This window comes from Candidatus Nanopelagicales bacterium (assembly GCA_030700225.1).
Lineage (GTDB): Bacteria > Actinomycetota > Actinomycetes > S36-B12.
The window spans coordinates 1-22,881 of the sequence record JAUYJT010000079.1; the positions used below are offsets into that span (position 1 = coordinate 1).

Below are 22,881 nucleotides of genomic sequence, written 5' to 3' on the forward strand. Positions count from 1 at the left end.
TCACCGTTCACGCGGTCAGTGCTCGACGCAGACTCGACCGGCTCACCGCGATCGGCGCCGACGTTTGGCTTGAGGAAGGCCGCTGCATGTGGCGTGGGGATCTAACCAGGGCACAACTCGACTGCCTCGCCGCGCTCAACCTCAACCTCGGGGGCACGGAAAGCCGCGAAAAGTAGGCGCAACGCGACCACAAGCCCCACGAGAACGCGCCAAGTGTCGGATACACTGTAGGTGAGCATGACATTCATGTTCACCTACACAAGCGAATAAAGGAGACCCCCCATGGCAGCCAAGCCCAACATCCCCGCGCAGCTAGCGACCCCGCCGAGTATTCACGGTGCGCCGCACGTCCTGCCACTCAAGTCCGCTTACGCGGCCATCCACCAAACCAGCCCCAAACTCTTGCCCGATGAAGCCGTGGCGATCGCCCACCGCGCCGCCAACTTCGCCGCACTCCGGCCACAGCCCCGCGCACACCTCGACGCCGCGAAAACACAATGGCGCGCCGACGTGCGCGAAGCCGTAGAGAACGGCAGCACGGAACTCCCATCCCTCGCGGACCTCGCCCAAGGCATCGCCGAGGAAGCCGCCGCGACGCAAATCAACGACCTCCTCAGCCGCGAATGGATCGCCGTAATCGTGCCCATGGGGGCGGTCCTGGCCGAACACGGCGACGCGATCACCGAAGGCATGCGCCCCGCCCACGACGCGGCGTGGGAAGCGTTCCAGCTGCACGTCGAACGTCTCACCGACTACAAGAACGAGGGCGCTGTGCTGCGAGCCGGCACCGAAGCCGCTGCCGCCTTCGGTGACGCCGGGGCCGCGTCCGCCGCGCTCTCGGCCACGAGACACGCCCGCCTGAAACTCAACGAACTGAAGGGCTACCGAGCCCGAGCGCGAGACGAGCTGCTCGTGTTCCGCACCGCACCACGCACCAAACCAACAGGCACGCGCCTCCCCGGCGACAGCCTGCAACGCTGGCGCGCCATCATCGCGGACTGGGGCAAGGCTGGACCATACTTGGCCACCCGAAGCGAAGCCGAGGCCGCCCACATCGCGGCGAGCGGAACCCAGCGGGGCGCGGCATGAACCCCGACGACCTCATCCGGCGCAAGCATCGCAACCGCGCGCGCACGTTCACCGACGCCGAGACCCTGGTTTGCGTCTGAGTTAGCGATAGAGAATTCGGATTTGATTACGCCTCATTTGGTGGGTACTGTAGATCACGATGGAGGTCCCACTGTCATGAAGTTTTCACCGGCGGGAAAGAAGTTTCTGGCGCCGTCCGAGAAGTACGATATCTGGTTTCAGCTGATTCGTGGGGAGGTTACGGTCGCCGAGGCGGCGGCGGTCCAGGGGGTGGATCGGTCGGTGATCGTGCGGATCAAGCGAGTGGCCCAGGAAGGAGCCTTGGCGGCTTTGGCCGCGTCGCGGCCCGGGCCCGGGGACCGCCGTCGAGATGTCGAGCTGGCGGCGGCGAGGGCCGAGGTTTCCCGGCTTGGGGAGGCGATCAAGGAACTGGCGGTGAAGCTGGCGTTGGCCGAGGGAAAAGGACACTGGGGTTAGGTGGCCCGATCCCGGTTCGTGTCGATGCGGCCACGAAAGCTGCGCTTTTGGACTTGGTCGACCACGCGGTCGACCAGGGGTGGACGGTGACCGCGTGTCTGGACTATCTGGGGCTGCCGCCGGCCCGCTACTACCGTTGGGCGGTTCGGGCGGCCGTGGACAGGCTGGACGACCTGCCCGTGGGCGGGCACCCGGTCCACGGGCTGCTGCCCGACGAAGTCGAGGCGATCATCGACGTGTTCGAGCAGTGGTCCGACGTTGACCGCTCCCACCGCAAACTGGCCCACCGCGGCTCGTATGAGGGCAGGTTCTGGGCTTCACCGGCCACGGTGCGCCGCGTGCTGTCATTGTCAGGTAAGCGTTTCCGCTCCCTGCCCCGTCCGGCACGGGGACACAAGAGGCCGTTCCCGAACTGGTTGACTTACCGGCCGAACCAGGTGTGGATCCACGACACAACCCACTTCACCCGAGCCGAGATGGCCGTGCTGATCATCATGGATCTGGTGTCAAGGAAATGGATCTCAACAGTCGTGTCCGCCCAGGAGACGTCGGTGCAGGTCGAGCTGGGGTTCACCATGGCACTGCGGGCTGAGGGGATCGACGACGTTCTCGCGGCACGCCAAGCCGACATGGACTCCGGGTGGCACGGCCCCCACCTGCCCGTGCTGCTGGCCATGAGCGACAACGGACCCCAGATGCGGTCCGGGGACACCGCCGAATTCATGGCCCTGTGCTCGATCGTCCAGCACTTCGGCCGACCCGGCACACCCAAAGACCAAGCCTGGATCGAATCGTTCAACGGTCACCTGAAAGGCGAGCACCCCCACCTCACCAAGATCGCCGACCCGGCTACCCTACGCGCCGAACTGGACATCATCCAGGTCCACTACAACACCGTGCGCCTGCACGAAGGCATCGGCTACGTCACACCCGACGACGAGCACACCGGCCGTGGCGAGGCCATCAGAGCCGCCCGCCGCGACGGGCTTCAAGCCGCACGCCGACGCCGACTTGCAACGCACCGCTCCGCACGTCAAACTGGAAACCCAACCGCCCCCGAATGATGCGTAATACAAACCGCGATTTGTCGCATTAAGTCAGACACACCTCACCGACGCCGAGACCCCGGCAGCCCAAGCGATCGAAGCCTTCCTACGGGCCCGCGCTCAGCGCCTCGACAGGCTCTCCGATGTGCGGAGCGACACCGGCACCGACCCCGACGAAGCACTCCGCAGATGCCTGGCTAGGCGACGATGAGCGCCACCGCGACCGTGCCCCCCCCCACGGGGGAGGGGGATGACCCCCCAGCGGCCTTTCCCCCCCTACGGGACGACTCAGCGTCTGACATTCCGGGGGATACGCCTTTAGGGTTTCGCTGGCGGCGGTCACGATGACGAACGCCGCGAACGTCGAACCCCCCGACACGGTCGCGGGCCCGTACTCTCGGCCACAGCCAGCACCCCGGGGTCTCGGATCGGCGGGACGCAAACTGTGGCGGGCCATCGCTGGAATGTGGGAACTTGACGCGCGCGAAGTGGAGATCCTGGCGCAGGCTTGCCGAACCGCTGACTTGATCGGCGACCTCGAACGGGTGCGCGCGGCTGACGGGATGATTGTGCCGGGGTCTACGGGTATCCCGAGGTTGTCGGCCGTTGTGGGCGAGTTGCGGCAGCAGCGCTCCGTGCTGAACCAGTTGCTGAACAGCCTGAGCCTGCCACTAGACCTGTCCACGGCGCCGGGCCGTCAGTCCCGGCGGCATCAGCTCTCGGTTGAGAAACGTTGGCGTCGTGGGCAGGCTTAGACCGCTGACCGCGGAGGGAGTATTGCCGGAGCGGTTCCGCCGCTGCGATCACCGTTTCTGGGCTCGCGCGTCGCCGCTGCCGGGTGAAGATCCGGCGGCCTGGTGGTTGCGTGACTTGGGTTCACCGGATGGCTTGGACGCGTTGGCGGTGTTCATGCGGTGGTCGGACGCTCGACGGCGGTGGGCTTGCGGCCATGGTGGGGCTTGTCTGCGCGTGGAGTGTGAGGCTAGGTGGCGTCTGATTGACGACGCGGACGCTAGGCCGCTGGTTCACGCGCGGTGACCCGTGGGGGTATGTGGTCGCGGCGAACATCGACCGGCGTCACCTGTCGGCGTCACAGCGCGCGATGCTCGCGCTCAAGTTGCTGCCTCATCTGGAGGCGGAAGCGGCGGCGAGGAAGGCGCGGAGTAACAGCGACAACCCACGGCGTAAGGTTTCGTGTGGGCCACGTGGCCCACACGAAGATTCCCCTAAACCGTCGAAGCGTGCGGCGGCCGCAGTTGTCGGATCGTCAACACGCGGCGAAGACCGGGGTCAGCGACAAGACGGCTGGCGCGGTCCGATCGGACCTAGCAGTACGTGCGGAAATTCCGCACGTACCAGAACGCGCCGAGTCTCGCGCCCAGGTAGCGGCGCGGCGTGAAGCGTGTCGATGTAGCGGCGAGGCGCGAGGCCGTCGCGAAACTCACCGCCGAGGGTCGCCGAGGAGGCTCGGCGGTCGCTCGCGTTGGGGAAGTCGACGCGCGCCGTCGCCAAAGAGCTCGGAGTAAGCGACATGACTGTGCGCCGCGACGCGGATTCCGGAGGTGCGACAAATGTCGCACCTCCGGAATCTTCCCCGACCTCGCCGAGCGAGTCCTCGCCGGTGGGGGTAGTTGAAACCGAAACCATCTACCGCCTGTCTACCGGACCTGGCGCTACAGGCCGTTGCGGGCGGGGTGGGACTAACCCGCCGGGGGCTATTCTGAGCGTGAAACGCTCCTAGACGGTACTCATTGGCAGTGTTCGACACGCCGTTTGTGGGGGTTCAAGTCCCCCCTCGGACACTTGGCGATCATGGTCGGATCGGAATCGGTTCTTTGCGCCGGAGGCCGAGCCCAAAGGCAGCGAGGGTTCCCGCACACAAGCGCAGTCAAAGGGCTTCCGGGTTTGCGTGAACTTCGTCCGAGGGCAGGCCGCAGCCCGCGGCGAGCGATCTACCGACGGGTGGGCAGCGTGTTCATTATTGCTGCTGTCGGACCGGAGGCCCAGCACGACAAGCGAAGATTCGAGCAAGCGGCGAGGCATTCCTTAGCAAGGCTTGCCGAACTGGAGGAGGACTGAGATGACGAAACTATCCGATCTGCGCAACGCAGGCGAGATTCGCGCCGAGGATCTGACCGACGCGCAAGTCCGAGCCGAGAACAACCGGACATCGGTCGCACACGCCGTCGCTATGCGTGTACTCAAATACCGGACCGACAACGGCCTCTCGCAATCAGCACTGGCGCAGCAACTGGGACTTCAGCAGCCAGCAATCGCGCGGATAGAAGCAGGCGATCACGAACCCACTTTCACAACTCTTGAGCGCCTGGCTCGGGGGCTGGGAATCGAGTTCCACATAGACATCACTGGCACGGCTTCCGAACTGCGCGAAACAGCCTGACAGATAGGGCCACTCACGACGGCGACAAGTACTGTCACTGCCATGCAACCCCGTGAAAACGGGATGCATCCCGCGACCGAGTATCCCTACACCCCTCGGACACATCGCGATCATGGTATCACCCTGATACCGTCTTGGTATGGCTATGACATTGCGCTTGACCGAGGCGGAGACCCAGTCCTTGCGGCAGCAGGCGGAACTTGAGCACCGTTCCATGCACGAAGTGGCGCGGCTGGCGGTGATCGACCGCATCACGAAGACCAAGCGCGCGACGCAGCTGCGCCAGATGACTCGCGAGGTCATGGACCGCGATCCCGATGCGCTGCGCTTGCTCGCGGAATGACCGACTACTTGAGCACAGAGGACGCTCTGATCATCGCTGAGGAGATGGGCCTCGTTGTGCGCGATCCCGGCTTGCTCGCCGGGGCTGTGGCCCGTCCGGCAGCTGCGGCGTTCGGTGCCGAAGCGTACGACACGCTGGACCAGAAAGTGGCGGCACTCATAGAAGGAATCAACCGCGGTCATCCACTGGTCGATGGCGACAAACGACTGAGTTGGGTCTGCGCCGTGGTTTTCGCGCGCCTCAACAAGGCGGAACTGAGCGCGGGGCAGCCGGAAATCGACGGCGTGATTCGACAGATAGCCGAGGCGGATCTCAGCTTGGACCAACTCACGAACTGGGTGCGAGATCACCTCCTGTTGAGCTAGAAGCCGACCTCGGGCGGTAGCGTCGCCCCGTACCCCAAAGGACGCCGCCGACGGCATCTGGCAGCCACGGAGGACCCATGACCCACCACTCCCAGGGCGAGCCCGCGCTCACGCTCGAGGCATTGCGTACCGACATCGAATCCGGCGCGATCGACACGGTCATCGTCGCGATGACGGATATGCAGGGTCGCCTGGTGGGCAAGCGGGTGCACGGTCCCTTCTTCCTCGACCATGTGCTCGCCCACGGCACCGACGGGTGCAACTACCTGCTGGCTGTGGATGTGGACATGAACACCGTCGACGGCTACGCGATGTCGTCGTGGAGCCGAGGCTACGGCGACTTCGCGATGCGCCCGGATCTGTCCACTCTGCGGCGAGTGCCCTGGCAATCCGGTGCTGCCCTAGTGCTGGCTGATGTCCAGTGGCTGGACGGCGAACCTGTCGTGGCATCGCCCCGACAGGTTCTTGGCCGACAGATCCAACGTCTGGCCGACGCCGGGATGTCCGCCTGTGTCGGCACCGAGTTGGAGTTCCTCGTCTTCAAGGACACCTACGAGGACGCGTGGTCCCGTGGCTATCGGGATCTGACGCCGAGCAACCTCTACAACGTCGACTACTCGATTCAGGGCGGGTCCAGGGTAGAGCCACTCCTGCGCGAGATACGCCTAGCGATGGCGGGCGCGGGTCTGACCGTCGAGTACGCGAAAGGTGAATGCAATCGCGGGCAACATGAGATCGCCTTCAAATACACCGACGCGATCGCCTCCTGCGACAACCACGTTGTCTACAAGACCGGAGCGAAGGACATCGCGGCCGCGCGCGGGCAGGCCATCACATTCATGGCGAAGTTCGACGAGCGCGAAGGCAACTCGTGCCACATCCACCTGTCGTTCCGCGGAATCGACGGCTCCATGGTGATGGCTTCGGACGACGACCCGGAGTATGGGCTCAGCCCTCTCGGACGCTCGTTCATCGCTGGCCAGCTAGCGCACCTCGCCGAACTCACGCTGCTGTTCGCTCCGAACATCAACTCCTACAAGCGTTTCGCCGAGGGCTCGTTCGCGCCGACCGCGATCGCGTGGGGCAGCGACAACCGGACCTGTGCGTTGCGGCTCGTGGGCCGGGGCGCGGCGCTCCGGCTGGAGAACCGGGCGCCCGGAGGCGACGTCAACCCCTACCTCGCGGTCGCGGGCATGGTGGCCGCTGGGTTAGACGGCATCGCACGCGAGCTCGAGCTCGGACGGGCGTTCAGCGGTGATGCCTACACCGCCGATCTACCGCGCGTGCCGTCCACGCTGTCCGATGCGGCTGCCTTGTGGCGCTCGAGCCAATGGGTCGTCGACACGTTCGGGTCAGAAGTCGTCGACCACTACGCGAACATGGCGCGAATCGAGCTGGACACCTTCGGTCGCGCCGTGACCGACTGGGAGCGCTACCGCGGGTTCGAGAGGCTCTAGCAGCGCGCGACCAACGCGTCCAGAAGGCTCCTTGCCAACCCCCGTCGGTCTACTTCACTGCGGTGAGCATGCTCGTGATCGCCCGTTCCACGAGTGCAGGCTGCCTAATGGGAATGTGGTGGCCACTGTGCGTCTGCGTGATGTGGGTGGCGCTCAGTTGCTTCGCCAGGTCGGTGCTCGCGGCCAACCAGTATGGGAAGTACTTGGTGCTACCGCCAGCCACGGGCCAGGGCTTGTCCGCCGTGAGGATTGTTACCGGTATTCCAGGCGCAGGGGCGGCGGCGATCAACTGATCGGAACTCGCATCGAAGTCGGGGACCTCTGAACCAGAACCATCCACGCCGGCCAAAGCCTGTTTCACGTTGTCCTTCCACGCTCGAGCGGGCAGGCGTGATCGGAAGTAGACATTCGACGGATCAATGAGCACCATTCCAGCGACCTCGTCTGGGTAAGTGTCGGAATACAGAACGGCGATCATCCCGCCGAATGAATGGGCTACCAGCACATATGGTGGCGGGATGCTTGCCGCAGCCAGCAATGCGTGAAGGTCCTCGACGCCAGCCTTGGCGGTTGTCGGCTGTTTCACGAGCGTGGTTGGAGACACGGTTCCGTCCAGTCGCGATATCCCAGGCCGGTCGTAGGAGCAAGTCCGGGTCTTCTGTGAGATCTGCGGGAACACAGCATCGTCACTGCGTTTGACGACTTGGCCGCCTCGTGCCCCAACGAAACTCCAATAGTCGCTGGCCTCGCGTGCCCCTGGTATCAGTATCACCGTCGGGGATCCGTCACCCTCGCAGATCACGAACATCGAGCGGCCGCCTCCAATATCGACTGCACCAGCCCAATCGCCGGCCTGACTTGAAGCGCTCTGAACAGGTGCAGAAGGGCTCGTTCCGCCCGTGGGCGTGCTCTGGCACGCGGCAAGTGCCAGCATCGCGACGATCGCGACCGCAACCATCAACCGTCTGGCGCCGAGCATCGCTCACCAACTCCCTTCACGTCGGACCTTCCGCTCGACTGTACTGCGGGCACTGGTGTTCAAGCTTCTTCTTCGCCCTCTCGCGCGGGTCCCTCCGGGTGGCTGTAGGAAGATAGGGGCGAACTCGCTGTTCCGCTGGGCGGCACGCGGAGGCCCAGAGCTCCCTGGCGAAGAAGACAGAAGGAGAACGGATGACGCTCCAGGTGGTGAACCCGGCTACGGAGACCATCGTCGCGCAAGTCCCGCAGACCAGCGCGGCGCAAACCGACGAGGCCATCGCACGCGCTGCGGCTGCGTTCGACTCTTGGCGCGAAGTCGCCCCCGTTGACCGGTCCCGGCTGCTGCGACGCTTCGCCGACACTGTCGACGCCCACGTCGAGGAACTCGCCAACCTTGAAGTCGCCAACAGTGGCCACACACTCGGCAACGCCCGATGGGAGGCGGGCAACGCTCGTGATGTCCTCAACTACTACAGCGCGGCACCCGAGCGGGCTTTCGGACGGCAGATCCCAGTGTCCGGCGGTATCGACATCACGTTCCACGAGCCGCTGGGCGTTGTCGGCGTCATCGCCCCCTGGAACTTCCCCATGCCAATCGCGTCATGGGGGTTCGCGCCAGCTCTGGCCGCCGGGAACACGGTCGTGCTCAAGCCAGCCCAGATGACTCCGCTGACGGCCATTCGGCTCGCGGAACTCGGCCTGGAGGCAGGGCTGCCCGAAGACGTATTCACTGTGCTGCCTGGAAAAGGGTCTGTTGTTGGCAATGCGCTCGTCGATCACGCGTTAGTTCGCAAGATCGTCTTCACCGGCTCGACCGAGGTCGGAACGGCGATCATGGCTCGGTGCGCACCACAGGTCAAGAGAGTGACGCTTGAGCTTGGCGGCAAGTCGGCAAACGTCGTCTTCGCCGACGCCGACCTGGAGCTAGCCGCGGCGACGGCGCCCTACGGGGTCTTCGACAACGCCGGCCAAGACTGCTGCGCCCGCTCTCGGATCCTCGTCGAACGCGGCGTCTACGACCGCTTCATGAGCCTGCTAGAACCGGCGGTGCTGGGCGTCCGAGTTGGCGACCCGACCGACGCGGCGACCGAGATGGGCCCACTCATCAGCTCGCAACACAGGGATGCGGTCGCGTCGTTTGTTCCGTCCGATGCTCCGGTCGCGTTCCGCGGCAGTGCCCCGACCGGCCCGGGATTCTGGTACCCGCCAACCGTGCTAGCCCCCGTGGATCCGGCCGCGAGGGCATACCGCGAGGAGATCTTCGGACCGGTCGTCGTTGTGGCCCCGTTCGAGGACGAGGCTGATGCCGTCCGGATGGCCAACGACAGCGAGTATGGGCTGTCCGGCTCGATCTGGACCCGCGACCTTGGTAGGGCCATTCGCGTCAGCCGTGGGATCGACGCGGGGAACCTGTCAGTCAACTCGCACTCATCGGTGCGCTACTGCACCCCGTTCGGCGGTTTCAAACGCTCCGGCCTTGGTCGCGAGCTCGGCCCCGATGCCCTGGACGCGTTCACCGAAACCAAGAACGTCTTCATCGACACCACTGCCTGACAAGGAGAACTTCCGATGCAGCGACTGAAGGACCGCGTTGCGGTGATCACCGGAGCCGGCAGCGGGATCGGCCTTGCGACGGCCCAGCGATTCGCCGCCGAGGGCGCCAGAGTCGTGGCGGTCGACCTCGACCCCACGTCGGGGCAGGCCGTCGCCGACGAGGTTGGCGGCTTGTTCATCCCTGCCGACGTCACGATCGCCGACGACATTGAGCGGATCTTCGCGACAGCCAACGACGCCTACGGATCGATCGACATCTCGTTCAACAACGCCGGGATCTCGCCCCCGGACGACGACTCGATCCTCGAGACCGGGATCGAAGCGTGGCGCCGCGTCCAGGATGTCAACCTCACGTCGGTCTTCCTGTGCTGCAAAGCGGCTATCCCCTACATGCTCAGTCAGGGCAAAGGCTCGATCATCAACACGGCGTCGTTCGTCGCGACGATGGGCGCGGCAACGTCGCAGATCTCCTACACCGCGTCCAAGGGCGGCGTGCTGGCCATGAGCCGCGAACTCGGTGTCCAGTTCGCGCGTGAGGGAATCCGCGTCAACGCGCTCTCCCCCGGGCCAGTCGACACCCCTCTGCTGCGCGAGCTATTCGCCGCCGACCCCGAACGCGCCGCGCGCCGACTTGTGCACATCCCCATGGGCCGATTCGCCCGCGCCGAGGAGATCGCCGCCGCCGTCGCGTTCCTGGCAAGCGACGATGCGGGGTTCATCACCGCCTCGAACTTCCTGGTCGACGGAGGGATCTCCGGCGCCTACGTGACGCCGCTCTAGGCGCGCGTTGGGGGATCATGCCTGCTTCGACCCGCCCGCCCACTGCCCAGCAGCATGGACGAACGCGGCGAATAGGCTGGCGGAGACGGCATCGCCGGTTGCGACTTCCGGGTGCCACTGAACACCAAGCACGAATGGTGCCGTCGGGTCCTCGGCGACCTCGACCGTGCCGTCGTCGGCCCACCCTGTGACGGTCAGCCGACCGGCGTCCGCGACCGCCTGGTGATGAGAGGAGTTCACGGTCGCTGACTCCGCCCCGACGATCCGGGCCACGAGTGAGTCTGGGGCGAAGACCGCGTCGTGGTCGTCGAACTTGCCTGGCGCAGGTCGGTGCCGGATGCCGCCCACGACGTCGGGCAGGTGCTGGTGCAGGCTGCCGCACTCGGCGACAGCCATGATCTGCAGGCCGCGGCAAATCCCGAGCACAGGCATCTTCCGTTGGCGCGCCCCCCGATACAGCAGCAACTCTGAAGAATCGCGCTCGGTCCTAGCGCTGTCCGTTGTGGGCAGCGCATCGGCGCCGTATTCGGCGGGGTCCACGTCAGGACCCCCGGCCAGCACCAGGCCATCGATCCGGTCCAGGACGGCGTCATCGATAACGTCCGGCGGCACGATCACGGCACGCGCCCCGGCATCGGTCAACGACCGCACATAGTCAGCTTGGATCACCGCCGCGTCGGTGTCCCACGCGCCCCAACGCGCCGGTTCGCTGTAGCAAGTCAGTCCAACCACAGGTCGACTCATGACGGCCAACTCCCGCGTCGCAGTCGAGCTTCCACGTCCAGCTCGGCGAAGACCAGCTTCAGCGTCCCGGCTCCTCGGATCGATTTCGCGTCAATCTGCCGAACTCACACACTAGTCAACGTCAGAACGCTGGCGTAGTCGCCTAGCGGCGGTCACTGGATCTGACGGGTTCCTGCCGTCGGCGCCTCAGGACCGGGGCCGTCCAGATCTGAATCACGATCCGGGCCAACACCGCAAGGTAGACGATGGCGGTGAAGATGTTGGGGTAGTGCGAGAAGAACGTCCCTTCCCCCGATCCCACGTGAACGCTGCCGATCAAGAGCTTCTCTTCACCAGCAGGATCGAGGTTCTCCGTATGAGTTACCAGGCTGCCGTTGTGCTCGACGATCGCTGATCCCCAGGCCCAGTCGCCCTTGACCATGGCAACCTGATTCTCAGCAGCGCGGAACTGAGCCTCGCGATACTGGTCGCTGGAAGTGCTCGCCGGGCCTCCACTTGGGGCCATGATGATTTGAGCCCCGTTCACCGTCTCGTGAGCCGAGTCAGACGGGAAACTGATGTCAAAGCAGATGATCGGCCCGACGGTGGCGAACCGTGTGGGCCATACCGGGTAGGCGGGCTGACGATCCCAACTCTCATTCATCAGGGTCACTGGGTGGTTCTTCTGGTAGGAACCGACCACATTCCCCGTCGGGTCGAACAGGACAGACATGTTCTGAGTCTCGTCGCCATCACTCGTGAACCCGGCCATGATGTAGACGTTCGCCTGTTTCGCCAGATCAGCGACAAACGGATTGGAGGGAAGCCTCGGGTCGAAACTCAAGATCAGCTCTGGCCACACGACGTATTGCGCACCCTGCTTGGCGGCCTGCTCGGTCATCTGGGTGAACTGTGCGGCCAGTTCGGGCGTGAACTTGATGTCGCCCAGCTCCCCTTGAGTGTTCGTCGTGCCGATCTGTGCCACAGCGACCTTGACCTCGGGTCCAGTCAGGGGCCGCGCGAACAGCAGTGCGCTCAACCCAAACCACCCCACAGCAACGACGCAGACGAGCGCGAAGGTCACCTTGGCCACCCGCGGAGGGACTGCGATCGCCGGGGCCGTGCCTTTGCCCCGGTCGTAGATTGCCAGAAGTGCTAGGCCCACAGCTCCATTGATGGCCAGGATCAGGAAGGTCAGGGCTGGCGTACTGAAGATGCTGACGGGCTGTATCAGATATGGAGCGTCGGCTAGGTCATAGGCCAGCCAACCCCCTGAACCGAGGTACTCGCTGCCCGACCGTAGGACGTCGATGGCGACCCACAACGCGGGCATCTCAATCATGAACAGCGCAAACGACGTGCGCTCGTTGAATGCCCTGCCCAGGCTGAAGAGCAAACCCCAGACTATCCCGGCCGCGACGCCACCGACGGCGATGAACCAAGGGTCAACTATCGCTTTGAGCTGGTCCAGCCCTCCCAACCAGAACACGCCGACCGTCAGCCCCGGCGCCAGACCGGACAACTTCCTCGGAAAGAGTCTGTACTGCGCGAACAGCATAGGAACCAGAGCAACGAAAAGCAGCGGCCAGAAACCCCCATACCGAGGGAAGGCAAGAACCAGCGCAACGCCACCCAGGACCGAAAGACCGACACCTGCGAGCACGCGCAGCCAGCTCGCGGTGCCCGGCTCTACCATCGGAGTCGTTGCCGAGTCGTCCTTCTCGCCAGACACAGCCGATCTCCCATCATCGCCGCCCGCAACGGCCCAATTCCGCGAATGGTAACGCGAAAGCCACGCCGACGGCGCCGCAAACTAGCTGCCGAGCCCAGCCAACCACGTTGACGAGAATGCCCATGATCGCCGCTGCGAACTGGAATGACCCGAGCGAGTGACCCATCGCCGATCGCCTCACCTGCGGGGATCGCAACGCCGTGTCTGACACTTGGAACGCTGTTCCAACCCCAAATGCCAGGTAGGCGATGTCGCTGTAGCGCGGGTCCTTCCCCTCCTGGTTGAGATCAATCGGCGGAGGGTCGGTTGAGTAGGGCTGGTGAGCGTAGCGCAGCGTGAAGATCGTGTGCATGAAGAGCCACGCCAGTAGGCCACACGTGACTCCAAGTCCGACCGCGGTTCCGGTGATCAGAACGACCATTGCAGTGACCCGCCAGGCGAAGAAGAATCCGCTCAGCAAGACTGTCGCCACGCCGACGCCGACGCCGACGCCGACGCCGACGCCGACGAGCATGTGCCGCCAGAACTCGCGCGACTGGGAACGTTTCGGTGTCTGAACAGTCCCGAACGATAGTGGCCCCAGCGCTATCAGGCAGCTGGACTGAATCTAGAGTCCGGGCCCGGCTCCTCTCGTCAGAGCTGTACCGCTACTCCAGTCGAGGGAGGAACTCCCGGATGGCGGCCTCGCTCAGGCCGTCCCGACCCCGCCACCAGCACGCTGGATAGCAGGCTTCGACGTTGCGCTGAGCCGGGGAATCCCTGTCTGCGAATCGCACGAAGCTGTCGAGGTAGCCGGGGTGATCTCTTGGCGCCAGCAGCCCGCATACCCCCAGGATGTCGATCAAGCCGCCGCGCTCGGCCGTGTTGCCCTTTACTATCGTCAGCCGCGCTGCCGCCGCTATGGCGGTTTCGCCAGGTGGGGCATCGCGAAGTACGCACAGCATCTCGCGCCCGAGGGAGAGGGCGGCGCTGCCTGCGGTATCTCTTGGAGCCTTCGCGAACTGTTCAAGATCGAACGCGATGTAGCGCACGTCATCGCGTCGCACGCCGCCCCACTTGAAGCGCTCGAAACTGAGGACGTTGAGATCTTGCTCGGATTCGCGCGGCAGGCCGCATACCGCGCACATGCGGGATGCGGCAACAGCCGAGAACGGGTGAGTCGGCAGGCGCCGCGCAACTGCGTACGATCCCAGGGCGGATCTCAAGTCGAGTCTGCGTGTGGCAAGGCTTGAAATGAACGCCTCTTCGACCTCGCGTTTGTCAGCTGCGGCCGCTGCTGCGCGGGCTGCTTCAACCCAGCCGTCGTGTGCCATGCGTCGTGGCGCGGCGAACATCACGCCCGCAGACACAGCCGCCGCCAGCTCTCTGCCAGTGGGCAGTGACGGTGGCATCCGCCAGCCCTGAGCACTCCAGAACGCTCGCATCAACGGACGCAACACGATCGCGCCCACTTGGTAGGAAGTCACGAGGAAGCCCGAGGTCGAACGGCGCTCAACTTGTTCATCAGGACGACCACCGTCCATTCCTGGGTGTCCCGCTGGCTGTTGATGTCGCTGCGGGTAGCTCCTACTCCCGCGCAGTGACCTCGTTCGCAGTGTCGCATGCGCCTACAACCATTGCCGTGTTGCTCGCTGTCCGACAGCCTCGCCGAACGCGTCGGGATGCCACTGGATCCGCCACTTCGCGAGATGCGTCAAGCGTCTGGCGCGTGTACGATCCCTTACCAAGCGGGTGGCCGCAGCGAGAGGCTGGGAAACGCCCCCATGCGATTCCGCATCGACCGGGACCGCACGGATCAGAGCATCGTCTGCGCGAACGACCTCTGGGAGGCCCGCATGAGTCATGTCAAACGTGGCGGCACAGCAGCTGTGGCCGCCGCCCTGTTGCTCGCGGGCTGCACTCAGACCGTAACGGGTGGCGGGAGCCCTAGCCAGTCCTCAACCCCAACTAACAGCGCAAGCCACCTGGACTGGCAACCGTGCCCAACAGATCCCGCGCCAACGAAGCAGTGCGCGACCCTGGGCGTTCCTTTCGACTATGCGCGACCTGACGTCGGGACATTCCAGTTGGCTGTGGCCAGGATTCCGGCAGAGGGACCAGCCGACCAACGGATCGGATCGCTATTCTGGGATGCCGGAGGGCCAGGTGGCCCGGGTGTCGCCTCGATGGATTCCTTCCTCACTCGGCTGAGCGCATCCGTCAAGTCCAGGTTTGATCTGGTGTCTTGGGATCCGCGCGGAATTGGAGAGACGACCCCGGCGCTGGTCGACTGCGACCAGCCTTGGCCCGCCAGGCCAGCGCGGGTTGCCGCGCCGAACTGGGCGCGCGTCCAAACCGCCTACTCGAAGCAGCTCTCCGAAGCGAACACGCGCTGCCAGGCTGCCAATCAGTCATTCATCAACTACATGGGGACGAACAAGGTCGTCCAAGACCTCGACCGGCTCCGGGAAGCTGTCGGCGATCAGAAACTCACGTTCTGGGCAACCAGCTACGGCACGCGCATCGGATACGTCTTCGCGATGCGCTACCCGGACCGCGTCAGGGCGATACTCATGGACGGAAACATCGATCCTCACGGCTCCTACGCCGGACTGTCCGAAGGTGGTGTAGCGCCAGATGACGCGCTGCGATTCATGCGCCGCAACTACCCATCCGGATACCAGACGATCATGAGGACGGCGGACGCCCTGACCGCGCGGCCGCTGCTCCTAGATGACGGGCGCCTTTTCTCGCGATGGAACTACTTGGACTTGGTCCAAGACAACATATGGAGCCAGTCCAACTGGCCGGTCTACGCTGATACCACGGCGCGCGTTCTGCTGGCCCGGAGGAACAATCCCGCGGGTCGGGCTGAGCGAGCGAATATGGCCCAGGCCATGGACCTTCCAAACTCGAACGCCGGCGGAGCCTTCTCGGTCGTGAATTGCCTCGACTATGCCGAACGGATGACGCAGAGTCAACAGGCGGCCGTTGTCTCCGCGAACGCTCGCTCCGCCCCCGTTTTCGGCGGATCGCTGACACTCCAGTACGCGGCCGGATGCGACGGGCTCGATCTGCAGCCAGATCCGGTACCACTCCTGGGCAGCGCGCGCAGTCGGCGAATCGTTGCCGAGATACCCGTGATGCTCTCGAACGCGACCGCAGACGCGATGACACCTATGCTGTGGGCTCTGCGGATGCAGCAGGCCTTCGACCGACCGATGATCAAGTACCGGAGCGGCCAGCACACGGTCTGGGAAGCAGTCCGGTCAGCGTGCGTCAACGACCCGATCAACCGGTTCATGCTCACTTCGCGTGAGCCGCGACCTGCTACGTGCCCGTTTGTTCCTCCCACGAACTCTAAGGGTCTGCCGTAAGTCCACCGGTGCACTGTGCCGACGGGCTGACAGTGCGCCCGCAGCACACCTACCCCTGAGCTGAGCCTCGGCGCTGCCTGGCTCTGAACACCGCCTCAAATGCGAAACTGCCGAACAACGCCACCAGCAACGTGATCCACGTCGAAGGCGAGCCGTGCCTGATCGCATCAACAAGCAGCGCCGCGAACAAAGCGGCGTTGAGTACTACCGCCACGACGAGAGGCCACGCGTGCGCACCGGTGTGCTCGCGCAGCCGCAGATGACCGAAGCTCACCGCCCCGTAGACGGCGAGGAAGGCAAGGCTGGTCATCTGTCCCACAGCTCCCAACGGGAAGAACAAGACCAGAGCGATGACGACTACTGCCGAGACAAACAGGGCAGCCGGGCTGCTGCGCCACACGGTCCGTGTGAGCGCCCTAGACAGCTGGTTGTTCTCGGCCACGTCATAGCCGACGTTGGTGGAGGCGAACAGTGTGGCGTTGACAGCGGATGCTGTGGCCAGGATCGCCGCGCTCGCGATCACCACGAACCCCACTCGCCCGGCGACTGCCTGGCCAGCGTCGGCCAACACGTGTCCGGAGTCCGTCACGATCTGACTCAACGGCAACAAGGTCACCACCAGAGTACTGATCACCAGGTACAGCACAGCGACGACGCCGAGTGCTATGAACATGGCCCGGGGCAGCTCCCTGCTTGGCTTCCTCATCTGGCCCGCGGCATTGGTCACGACCCCAAATCCCTGATACGTGACATACAACAGGGCCGCGCCCGTGATCACACCAATGGCCCCGTTAGTTCCACCCGAGGCGAGCCTCGCCGGGTCGGCCTTGAAGAGCCCCAGGACGACGAAGCCTATGAGGATGGCCGCCTCCACGCCAACGATCACAGTCTCGGCGCGGCCGACTAGGCGTGACCCGACCATGTTCACCAACGTGAACAGCACTACCACGCCAGCGCCCGCCGCCTTGCCGGCCCAGGGCGGAAACGCGTCACCGGCGAGCGCCCCAAAGTACTCGGCGAAACCGGCCGCGTATAGCGAAGTGGCTATCAAGTACGACAAGTACTGGAAGACATTGAGCCCCCCGGACACCACACCCTCGCCGAACTCCTCAAGCAGAAACTCCGCCGCCCCACCACGGCTGGGGTATGTGGCTCCTAGTCGCGCGTACGAATACACAGAGAAGACAGCCGCGATTCCGCCCAGCAGGAACGCCAGCGGAAGCAGCGTGCTCGCGCTGGTGGCTGCCAGCCCGATGAGTGTGTAGAGCCCGGCACCCATCATGCCGCCGACGCCCATAGCCGCCGCTGCGACCAATCCGATTGAATCCGAGCCCGTCGCAGACGACTTGGCAGCCGACCCGGATCCGCTCATGGCGCAAGTCTGTCGCATCGAACAGGCCCAAACGCGTGATTCTCTGCCGATCTCGACAGCATCTTCACGGGGCGTCGGCGTCGAGGCTCACCAGGCTCGGATGCCGGCAGCGATCAGTAGCGCGCCAAAGCCGAAGAACAGCACTACGGCCCCGATTCTGACGAATCTCTCCGGGAGCGTGCGGCCCAGAACCGCGCCCACGCCGATGGCTAACGCGTCGGCGGCGACCATGCCCAATGTGGATCCGACCCAAGTCCCGAACCACGATTCGGTCGATGCGAGCGTGACCGTGGCCAACATCGTCTTGTCCCCGATCTCGACCAGGAAGAACGCGGTCGCCACCGCCCAGAACGCGGACCGCGCCGAACGCGCCGCCTTGGCCCGCTCCTCGGCGGTTAGGTCGTCACCCAGCAGGGTCCACACGCCGAAGCCCAGAAACGCGACACCCGCGACAAGGTTCACGGCCGCCGTGGGCAAGTAGGAGCCGAAGACCGCCCCGAGTCCGACAGACATCAGGTGAACCGCCGCCGTGGCGGCCGTGATCGCCCCCAGCACCGTCCACAATCTGTACCGGGCCGCGAAGGTCATCGCCATGAGTTGCGACTTGTCGCCCAGCTCCGCGATGAAGATCACACCGAAGCTGAGCAGGAACGCATGCACCTGGGCAGTATGGGGGATGGTTACCCCTCGACTCAGGATCCCTCGGTCTTGACCGCTGTCGCGATGAAGAAGGTGCCCCCGTTCAGCGATTGAGTCGAGACGTTCCCGAACACATCGGCGATGCCTGCTGGGATGCCACGATCGGGGTTCCAGGCGGCCCACCTGCGGTAGACGGGGACAACAAGTCTGTTCAGAGCGCTCAATCTCCCTGCGAAGCCACGCGCATCGCAGACCGCCAAGGTGCCTCCTGGCCGCAGGGCCTCGTGACACCTTGCCAGCGCCAAGGACGGTTCGGGAAACGCACTGAGCGCCAGTACCGCGAGCACTCGATCGAAGCCGGCCACCCTCAGCTCCGACGCATCGCCTTCGATCACGCTCACGTTTCGCCAGCCACGCCGAGCCGATAACTCACGGGCGGCGGCCAGCATGTCAGGCGAAGCATCCACGCCGACGAGCGTGCCCGAGTGTCCAATCACGTCCTGGACGTAGCGGAAGTTACGTCCAGTGCCGCACCCGATTTCGAGTACCCGGTCGCCGGGCCGCGCACCCATGGCCGCAACCGCAGCAGCTCGGACGCGGTCCGGCCTGCCCAGGAACGTGACCCAGTCCTGAGCCGCGTAGAGGCCAGGGTGGACCCCCCAATAGCGATACACGGAGCGCACCGAGTCCAACTGGTCACGATCGATCCCCATCGCGTCACAAACCCTGGACATCGCGGCGGCGCCAGGTCGCGAAGCCCGCGACCGCTAGGACCGCCGCGACAGCCACGAGCCCGACCAACTGCGCGGCATCGATCGAGCCCCCCGGTAAGCGAGGGCTGTGAGCGAAGGGCGACAGGTCCAGAACCCACCTAGGCAAGCCCCAAAGCACCCCGAACTCGCCGAGAGCGACGAACGCCGCGAGCAACCCCCAAGCAACCGGCACCCAGCGCGGGATCACGCCGAACAGCAGCATGACGATGCTGGCGACGACCCATGCGGCCGGCACCTGCGCGACGCCTGCCACCGCCAGCCGCATGGTTTGTCCGACCGGGTCCCCCACTGCCAGCCCGTGAGTCAGTCCGACTGCTGCACCCGTGAGCAGCATCAAAGCAGCTATCGCGACGAGCGCTAAACAGAAATGGCTGGCTGCCCACCTCTGCCGCGTCGCCATCGTGGACAGCAGCGACTCGGCGTGACCGGCGGACTCCTCTGAGCGGAGCCGTGAGGTCGCTGAGATCCCATACGCGCTCATCAAGGCACCGAGGACACCTACCTCGGCCGCCAGGAAGGCCTCCGTCAAGGCTTGGCGACCCCCGAGCAGCTCGAGGTACTCGCGCAGCTGGGGGGATTCAAGTAGCCCAGAGATGTTATCGACGATCGACCCTAGAACCGCACCCATCAGGACTGCCCCCACCAGCCAGGCGAGGAACGCTCCACGGTGCAACCTCCATGCCAGACCGGCAACGCTTCCGATCCGGCCGACATCTGGTCCGGGCCGATCGGCGATTAGGCCAGAACCCATGTCGCGGTGGTACCGCAACACGAACGCCGCGGCGACGAGCGCTGCCGTCGCAGCCAGCGGAATCAGCGTCACCCACCAGCGATTCCCGGCGAAGGGCCGAATCTGTTGACTCCATCCGATCGGCGACAGCCAAGATGCCCAGCCCGGATCTCCAGGCGCGAGGTCCCCGACTGCTCTCAGCAGGTAGGCGATGCCGACGCTGGCGACTCCGATCCCGATCGCAGCTCGTGCCGACGTCGTCACCTGAGCGGCGACGCCAGCCACGGCGCTGAACACGATTCCGCTCAGCGCCCAGTCGGCACCGAACGCGAGGGCACCGGTCCACGGCAATCCCAGCAGGCCTAACCCCACCGCTGTCAGAACCCCCAGCGCTCCGCTGCCGGCCATGCCCAGGAGCAGCGCAGCCTCAAGTGGGGCGCGACGCGTCACTGCCCCAGCGGCCACTAGCTCCTGACGGCCCGACTCCTCCTCTGCCCGGGAGTGGCGCACGACGAGGAATACAAACAGGATGGCCACAAGGGCGGACCCGAAAGCGGTCAGCTTGATCAGCGACGTCGCGCCGAGTGAACTCGTGTCGTAGATCTTTCCGTAGAGAGCCACCAACGCTGGTGTGGCGTTGATCGTCTCTGAGGCGGTCTCCAGGAACTCGTCGTCGGGATAGAGATCCTTGGTCGCTGAAACCGAGAACACCACCATCAGGGTCAGGCCTACGAGCCATGCTGGCAAGAGGACACGATCCCGCCGCAGCGCCAAACGCAGCAGGGCGCCCGTCATTCCGGTCCGCCAGCGTAGTGGCGCAAGAACAGCTCCTCCAAAGTGGGCGGCTGACTCACGAGAGACTCGATCCCGACCGCGGCCAGGGCCGAAGTGAACTCACTCATCCCGGCGGAATCGACTTGGGCGCTGACTGTGTTCCCTGTGATCTCCAGGTCGTGGACACCAGCGATGCGTTCGAGTCCTGTAGGCGTGCTGCTCAGCTCGGCGGTCATCGACGTGCGCGTCAGGTGACGCAATTCGGCCAACGTGCCCGTGTCCACAACGACGCCTTCGCGGATGATGGTGACACGGTCGCTGACCGCCTCGGCCTCGCTGAGGATGTGCGAACTGAGCAACACGGTGCGGCCTTCGCGGCGCATATCGGCGACATGCTCCCGGAACGCGGCCTCCATGAGCGGGTCCAGACCCGCGGTCGGCTCATCCAGTAGGTAGAACTCGACATCGCCGGCAAGCGCTGCGATCAGCGCGACCTTTTGCCGGTTCCCCTTGGAGTACGTGCGCGCCTTCCGTGACGGGTCGAGATCGAAGCGCGAAAGAAGGTCGGCGCGGCGCTTGGGATTCAGCCCGCCTCGGAGCTTCCCCAGAAGGTCGATGACCTCCCCGCCTGTCAGGTTGGGCCACAGGGCGACATCGCCGGGCACATACGCCAGCCGCCTGTGCAGCGCGGGAGCATCGCGCCACGGGTCCATGCCGAGGACTCGCATCGACCCACTGTCCGCGCGCAGCAGTCCAAGCAACAGCCGCAGCGTCGTAGTCTTGCCGGCCCCGTTCGGCCCGAGGAACGCGTGGACCTCCCCCCTGCGAACCTTCAGGTCGAGCCCGTTCAGCGCCGTCGTGCGGCCGAACCGCTTGACCAGCTGATGGGTGTCCACTACGAGGTCGGATGCTGAATCATTGGTCACAAGCCCCTTCTAGCACCTGCGTCGCCGCCAAGTCATCTGTTGGACAAGACCGCGTGTCTGCCGATCAGCGCGGAGATGATCCAGCTCGCGCCGTCAGTCCTTGTCGCAGCCGCAGCCGTCCCCAGCACCGCCGTCCCCAGCGTCGCCGCCCGTGGCCGCCGCGTCGTCCTCCCCCACCAGCTCATGCAGCCCCCGGACGAGCCCAGCCAGGGACACATCTGGCAGCGACGCCAGGAGGGGCACGATTAGGTCATTCTCCTTGCGTACGTGTGCGACGAACAGCGCCTCAACAGCTCCGGCGGCCGCAGCGACCGGCCCTGGCTCCTGCGCCCCATCGAGGCAGTCGATCAGCACAAAGATCAGCGCGTGCTCGGCGATCATGGCGTCAATCAGCATGCGCGCCCTGTCCTCCTCCGCCGCAGCTCGATACAGCGTCGACTCCTCGGCCAAAGCGTGGGGCAGGACCTCGTCGCGCATGTAGCTCACGAGCGCGGTCTTCGCCCCAGATACGTCCGCGCCGTCAGTCACGGCGTCCACCACTCCCCCGGCCAATTCCGCCACGCGAGCTGTCATGGCACCGTGATGCCTCACCACCGCTGCGACTGCCGCCGACTCCTCCGAGTCACTGCCGAGGGTGATCCGTTCGGGTGTCATGCGTCGCTCCTCAAGGCGTTGGTCTCGTGATCGTTCGGGGACGTGCGGCTCACGCCGCCGCGCCCCAGGGAACCCTACGCCCGGCTCGACTCGAAGCTCCGATGCGCTGGCTCCGCAGAGATGCACATCGTGGACGGGGCGTACAGATCACCCTCCCCCGCGATCTTGTAGCGGAAGTGGCCACATGGAGCCTGCTACAGAATCGGCCCAGAGATCGGAGCGCGCACGACTATCGGGAACTGGCTGGAGGGCGGCCACTGAACATACTGAGTCGCAGTGCAAGCCTGGACTATCCGGCCGCCGAACGGTAGAGCTTCTATACACTCCCCGATCTCCGCAGGAGGCCGCAATTCACGGTCGCGCCGGGTTCCTCCGGGGGTCGCGCACTGCGACTTCAAGCCTCACGCTGGGGGTCCGCCTCCGGCTAGGGCGGGGGTCTTCGCCATCGGTGTCGCGGTGTCGGGGTGACGGTCCACCACGGCTGGGATGGATCGCCCGCAGAGGGTTCCCCGACCCCGGGTTGGCCCGCCCCGGGTTGGTCTGGCTCGGTGTCGCGGGTCAGTTCCCACCGGCCGAGGTCGAGTTGACGGTGATGTGGCCAGCAAACGCTGGCCAGTGAGTCTAGGTCGGTCGCGCCTCCCAGGGACCACGCGGTGACGTGATGCGGCTGGGTGTGTTCAGGTCCCACATCACAGCCCGGGATCACACACCC

Annotated in this window: 22 protein-coding genes; 11 read left to right on the top strand and 11 right to left on the bottom strand. The window is 65.1% G+C overall.

Annotated elements, in window-relative coordinates:
* The first annotated feature begins 282 nt into the window (after positions 1–282).
* The 8 genes from Q8P38_12280 (at position 283) to Q8P38_12315 (ending at position 7,178) form a co-directional block, all read left to right on the top strand.
* Positions 283–1,089, top strand: coding sequence for a hypothetical protein (locus tag Q8P38_12280; GenBank protein MDP4015376.1), 807 nt, complete (start codon positions 283–285; stop codon positions 1,087–1,089).
* Positions 1,090–1,245: 156 nt separating this feature from the next.
* Entirely contained in the window at positions 1,246–1,566 is a 321-nt protein-coding gene (locus tag Q8P38_12285; protein ID MDP4015377.1) for a hypothetical protein, read from the top strand.
* A 47-nt stretch (positions 1,567–1,613) separates the two neighbouring features.
* Entirely contained in the window at positions 1,614–2,630 is a 1,017-nt protein-coding gene (locus Q8P38_12290) for an integrase core domain-containing protein (GenBank protein ID MDP4015378.1), read from the top strand.
* A 326-nt stretch (positions 2,631–2,956) separates the two neighbouring features.
* Positions 2,957–3,367: a hypothetical protein gene (locus tag Q8P38_12295; GenBank protein MDP4015379.1), complete on the top strand. Its 411-nt coding sequence runs from the start codon at positions 2,957–2,959 to the stop codon at positions 3,365–3,367.
* A gap of 1,325 nt (positions 3,368–4,692) precedes the next feature.
* Positions 4,693–5,013: a helix-turn-helix transcriptional regulator gene (locus Q8P38_12300; GenBank protein MDP4015380.1), complete on the top strand. Its 321-nt coding sequence runs from the start codon at positions 4,693–4,695 to the stop codon at positions 5,011–5,013.
* Positions 5,014–5,152: 139 nt separating this feature from the next.
* Positions 5,153–5,356, top strand: coding sequence for a hypothetical protein (locus Q8P38_12305; GenBank protein MDP4015381.1), 204 nt, complete (start codon positions 5,153–5,155; stop codon positions 5,354–5,356).
* A complete protein-coding gene (locus Q8P38_12310; GenBank protein ID MDP4015382.1) occupies positions 5,353–5,721 on the top strand; it encodes a Fic family protein in 369 nt (122 codons plus the stop codon). The genes Q8P38_12305 and Q8P38_12310 overlap by 4 nt, the downstream gene beginning before the upstream one ends.
* A 77-nt stretch (positions 5,722–5,798) precedes the next feature.
* On the top strand, positions 5,799–7,178 hold the full coding sequence (locus Q8P38_12315; GenBank protein MDP4015383.1) for a glutamine synthetase family protein: 1,380 nt from the start codon (positions 5,799–5,801) through the stop codon (positions 7,176–7,178).
* 49 nt (positions 7,179–7,227) lie between these two features.
* Here Q8P38_12315 and Q8P38_12320 read toward each other — a convergent pair whose 3' ends face one another.
* A complete protein-coding gene (locus Q8P38_12320) occupies positions 7,228–7,986 on the bottom strand; it encodes an alpha/beta hydrolase (protein MDP4015384.1) in 759 nt (252 codons plus the stop codon).
* 362 nt (positions 7,987–8,348) lie between these two features.
* Between Q8P38_12320 and Q8P38_12325 the strand changes: the two genes are divergently transcribed.
* Together Q8P38_12325 and Q8P38_12330 are read left to right on the top strand one after the other, a co-directional pair.
* Positions 8,349–9,710 carry an aldehyde dehydrogenase family protein gene (locus Q8P38_12325; protein ID MDP4015385.1) on the top strand — a complete coding sequence of 454 codons (1,362 nt, stop codon included), beginning with the start codon at positions 8,349–8,351 and terminating at the stop codon, positions 9,708–9,710.
* Between the two features lie 15 nt (positions 9,711–9,725).
* Positions 9,726–10,490 carry a 3-oxoacyl-ACP reductase gene (locus Q8P38_12330; GenBank protein ID MDP4015386.1) on the top strand — a complete coding sequence of 255 codons (765 nt, stop codon included), beginning with the start codon at positions 9,726–9,728 and terminating at the stop codon, positions 10,488–10,490.
* 15 nt (positions 10,491–10,505) lie between these two features.
* On the opposite strand, the gene Q8P38_12335 is transcribed toward Q8P38_12330, so the two are convergent.
* The 4 genes from Q8P38_12335 to Q8P38_12350 form a co-directional block, all read right to left on the bottom strand.
* Complete coding sequence (locus Q8P38_12335; GenBank protein ID MDP4015387.1) at positions 10,506–11,234, bottom strand: gamma-glutamyl-gamma-aminobutyrate hydrolase family protein; 729 nt, start codon at positions 11,232–11,234, stop codon at positions 10,506–10,508.
* A gap of 142 nt (positions 11,235–11,376) precedes the next feature.
* Entirely contained in the window at positions 11,377–12,945 is a 1,569-nt protein-coding gene (locus Q8P38_12340) for a nitrilase-related carbon-nitrogen hydrolase (protein MDP4015388.1), read from the bottom strand.
* Between the two features lie 13 nt (positions 12,946–12,958).
* Entirely contained in the window at positions 12,959–13,459 is a 501-nt protein-coding gene (locus Q8P38_12345) for a DUF1345 domain-containing protein (protein MDP4015389.1), read from the bottom strand.
* A gap of 133 nt (positions 13,460–13,592) precedes the next feature.
* Complete coding sequence (locus Q8P38_12350) at positions 13,593–14,468, bottom strand: hypothetical protein (protein MDP4015390.1); 876 nt, start codon at positions 14,466–14,468, stop codon at positions 13,593–13,595.
* Between the two features lie 312 nt (positions 14,469–14,780).
* Between Q8P38_12350 and Q8P38_12355 the strand changes: the two genes are divergently transcribed.
* Positions 14,781–16,301, top strand: a complete 1,521-nt coding sequence (locus tag Q8P38_12355; GenBank protein ID MDP4015391.1) for an alpha/beta fold hydrolase — start codon at positions 14,781–14,783, stop codon at positions 16,299–16,301.
* 49 nt (positions 16,302–16,350) lie between these two features.
* Here the strand turns inward: Q8P38_12355 and Q8P38_12360 are convergent, their stop codons facing one another.
* The 6 genes from Q8P38_12360 to Q8P38_12385 all read right to left on the bottom strand — a co-directional run bounded on the left by Q8P38_12360 (position 16,351) and on the right by Q8P38_12385 (position 22,169).
* On the bottom strand, positions 16,351–17,673 hold the full coding sequence (locus Q8P38_12360) for an APC family permease (protein ID MDP4015392.1): 1,323 nt from the start codon (positions 17,671–17,673) through the stop codon (positions 16,351–16,353).
* 87 nt (positions 17,674–17,760) lie between these two features.
* On the bottom strand, positions 17,761–18,333 hold the full coding sequence (locus Q8P38_12365; GenBank protein ID MDP4015393.1) for a TMEM165/GDT1 family protein: 573 nt from the start codon (positions 18,331–18,333) through the stop codon (positions 17,761–17,763).
* A 32-nt stretch (positions 18,334–18,365) separates the two neighbouring features.
* Positions 18,366–19,025 carry a methyltransferase domain-containing protein gene (locus Q8P38_12370; protein ID MDP4015394.1) on the bottom strand — a complete coding sequence of 220 codons (660 nt, stop codon included), beginning with the start codon at positions 19,023–19,025 and terminating at the stop codon, positions 18,366–18,368.
* 4 nt (positions 19,026–19,029) lie between these two features.
* On the bottom strand, positions 19,030–20,610 hold the full coding sequence (locus Q8P38_12375; GenBank protein MDP4015395.1) for an ABC transporter permease: 1,581 nt from the start codon (positions 20,608–20,610) through the stop codon (positions 19,030–19,032).
* Positions 20,607–21,515 (bottom strand): ABC transporter ATP-binding protein, encoded by a 909-nt coding sequence (locus tag Q8P38_12380; GenBank protein ID MDP4015396.1) that lies wholly within the window; start codon positions 21,513–21,515, stop codon positions 20,607–20,609. Before Q8P38_12380 ends, Q8P38_12375 begins: the two co-directional genes overlap by 4 nt.
* 93 nt (positions 21,516–21,608) lie before the next feature.
* Entirely contained in the window at positions 21,609–22,169 is a 561-nt protein-coding gene (locus tag Q8P38_12385; protein ID MDP4015397.1) for a hemerythrin domain-containing protein, read from the bottom strand.
* Positions 22,170–22,881 lie beyond the last annotated feature (712 nt).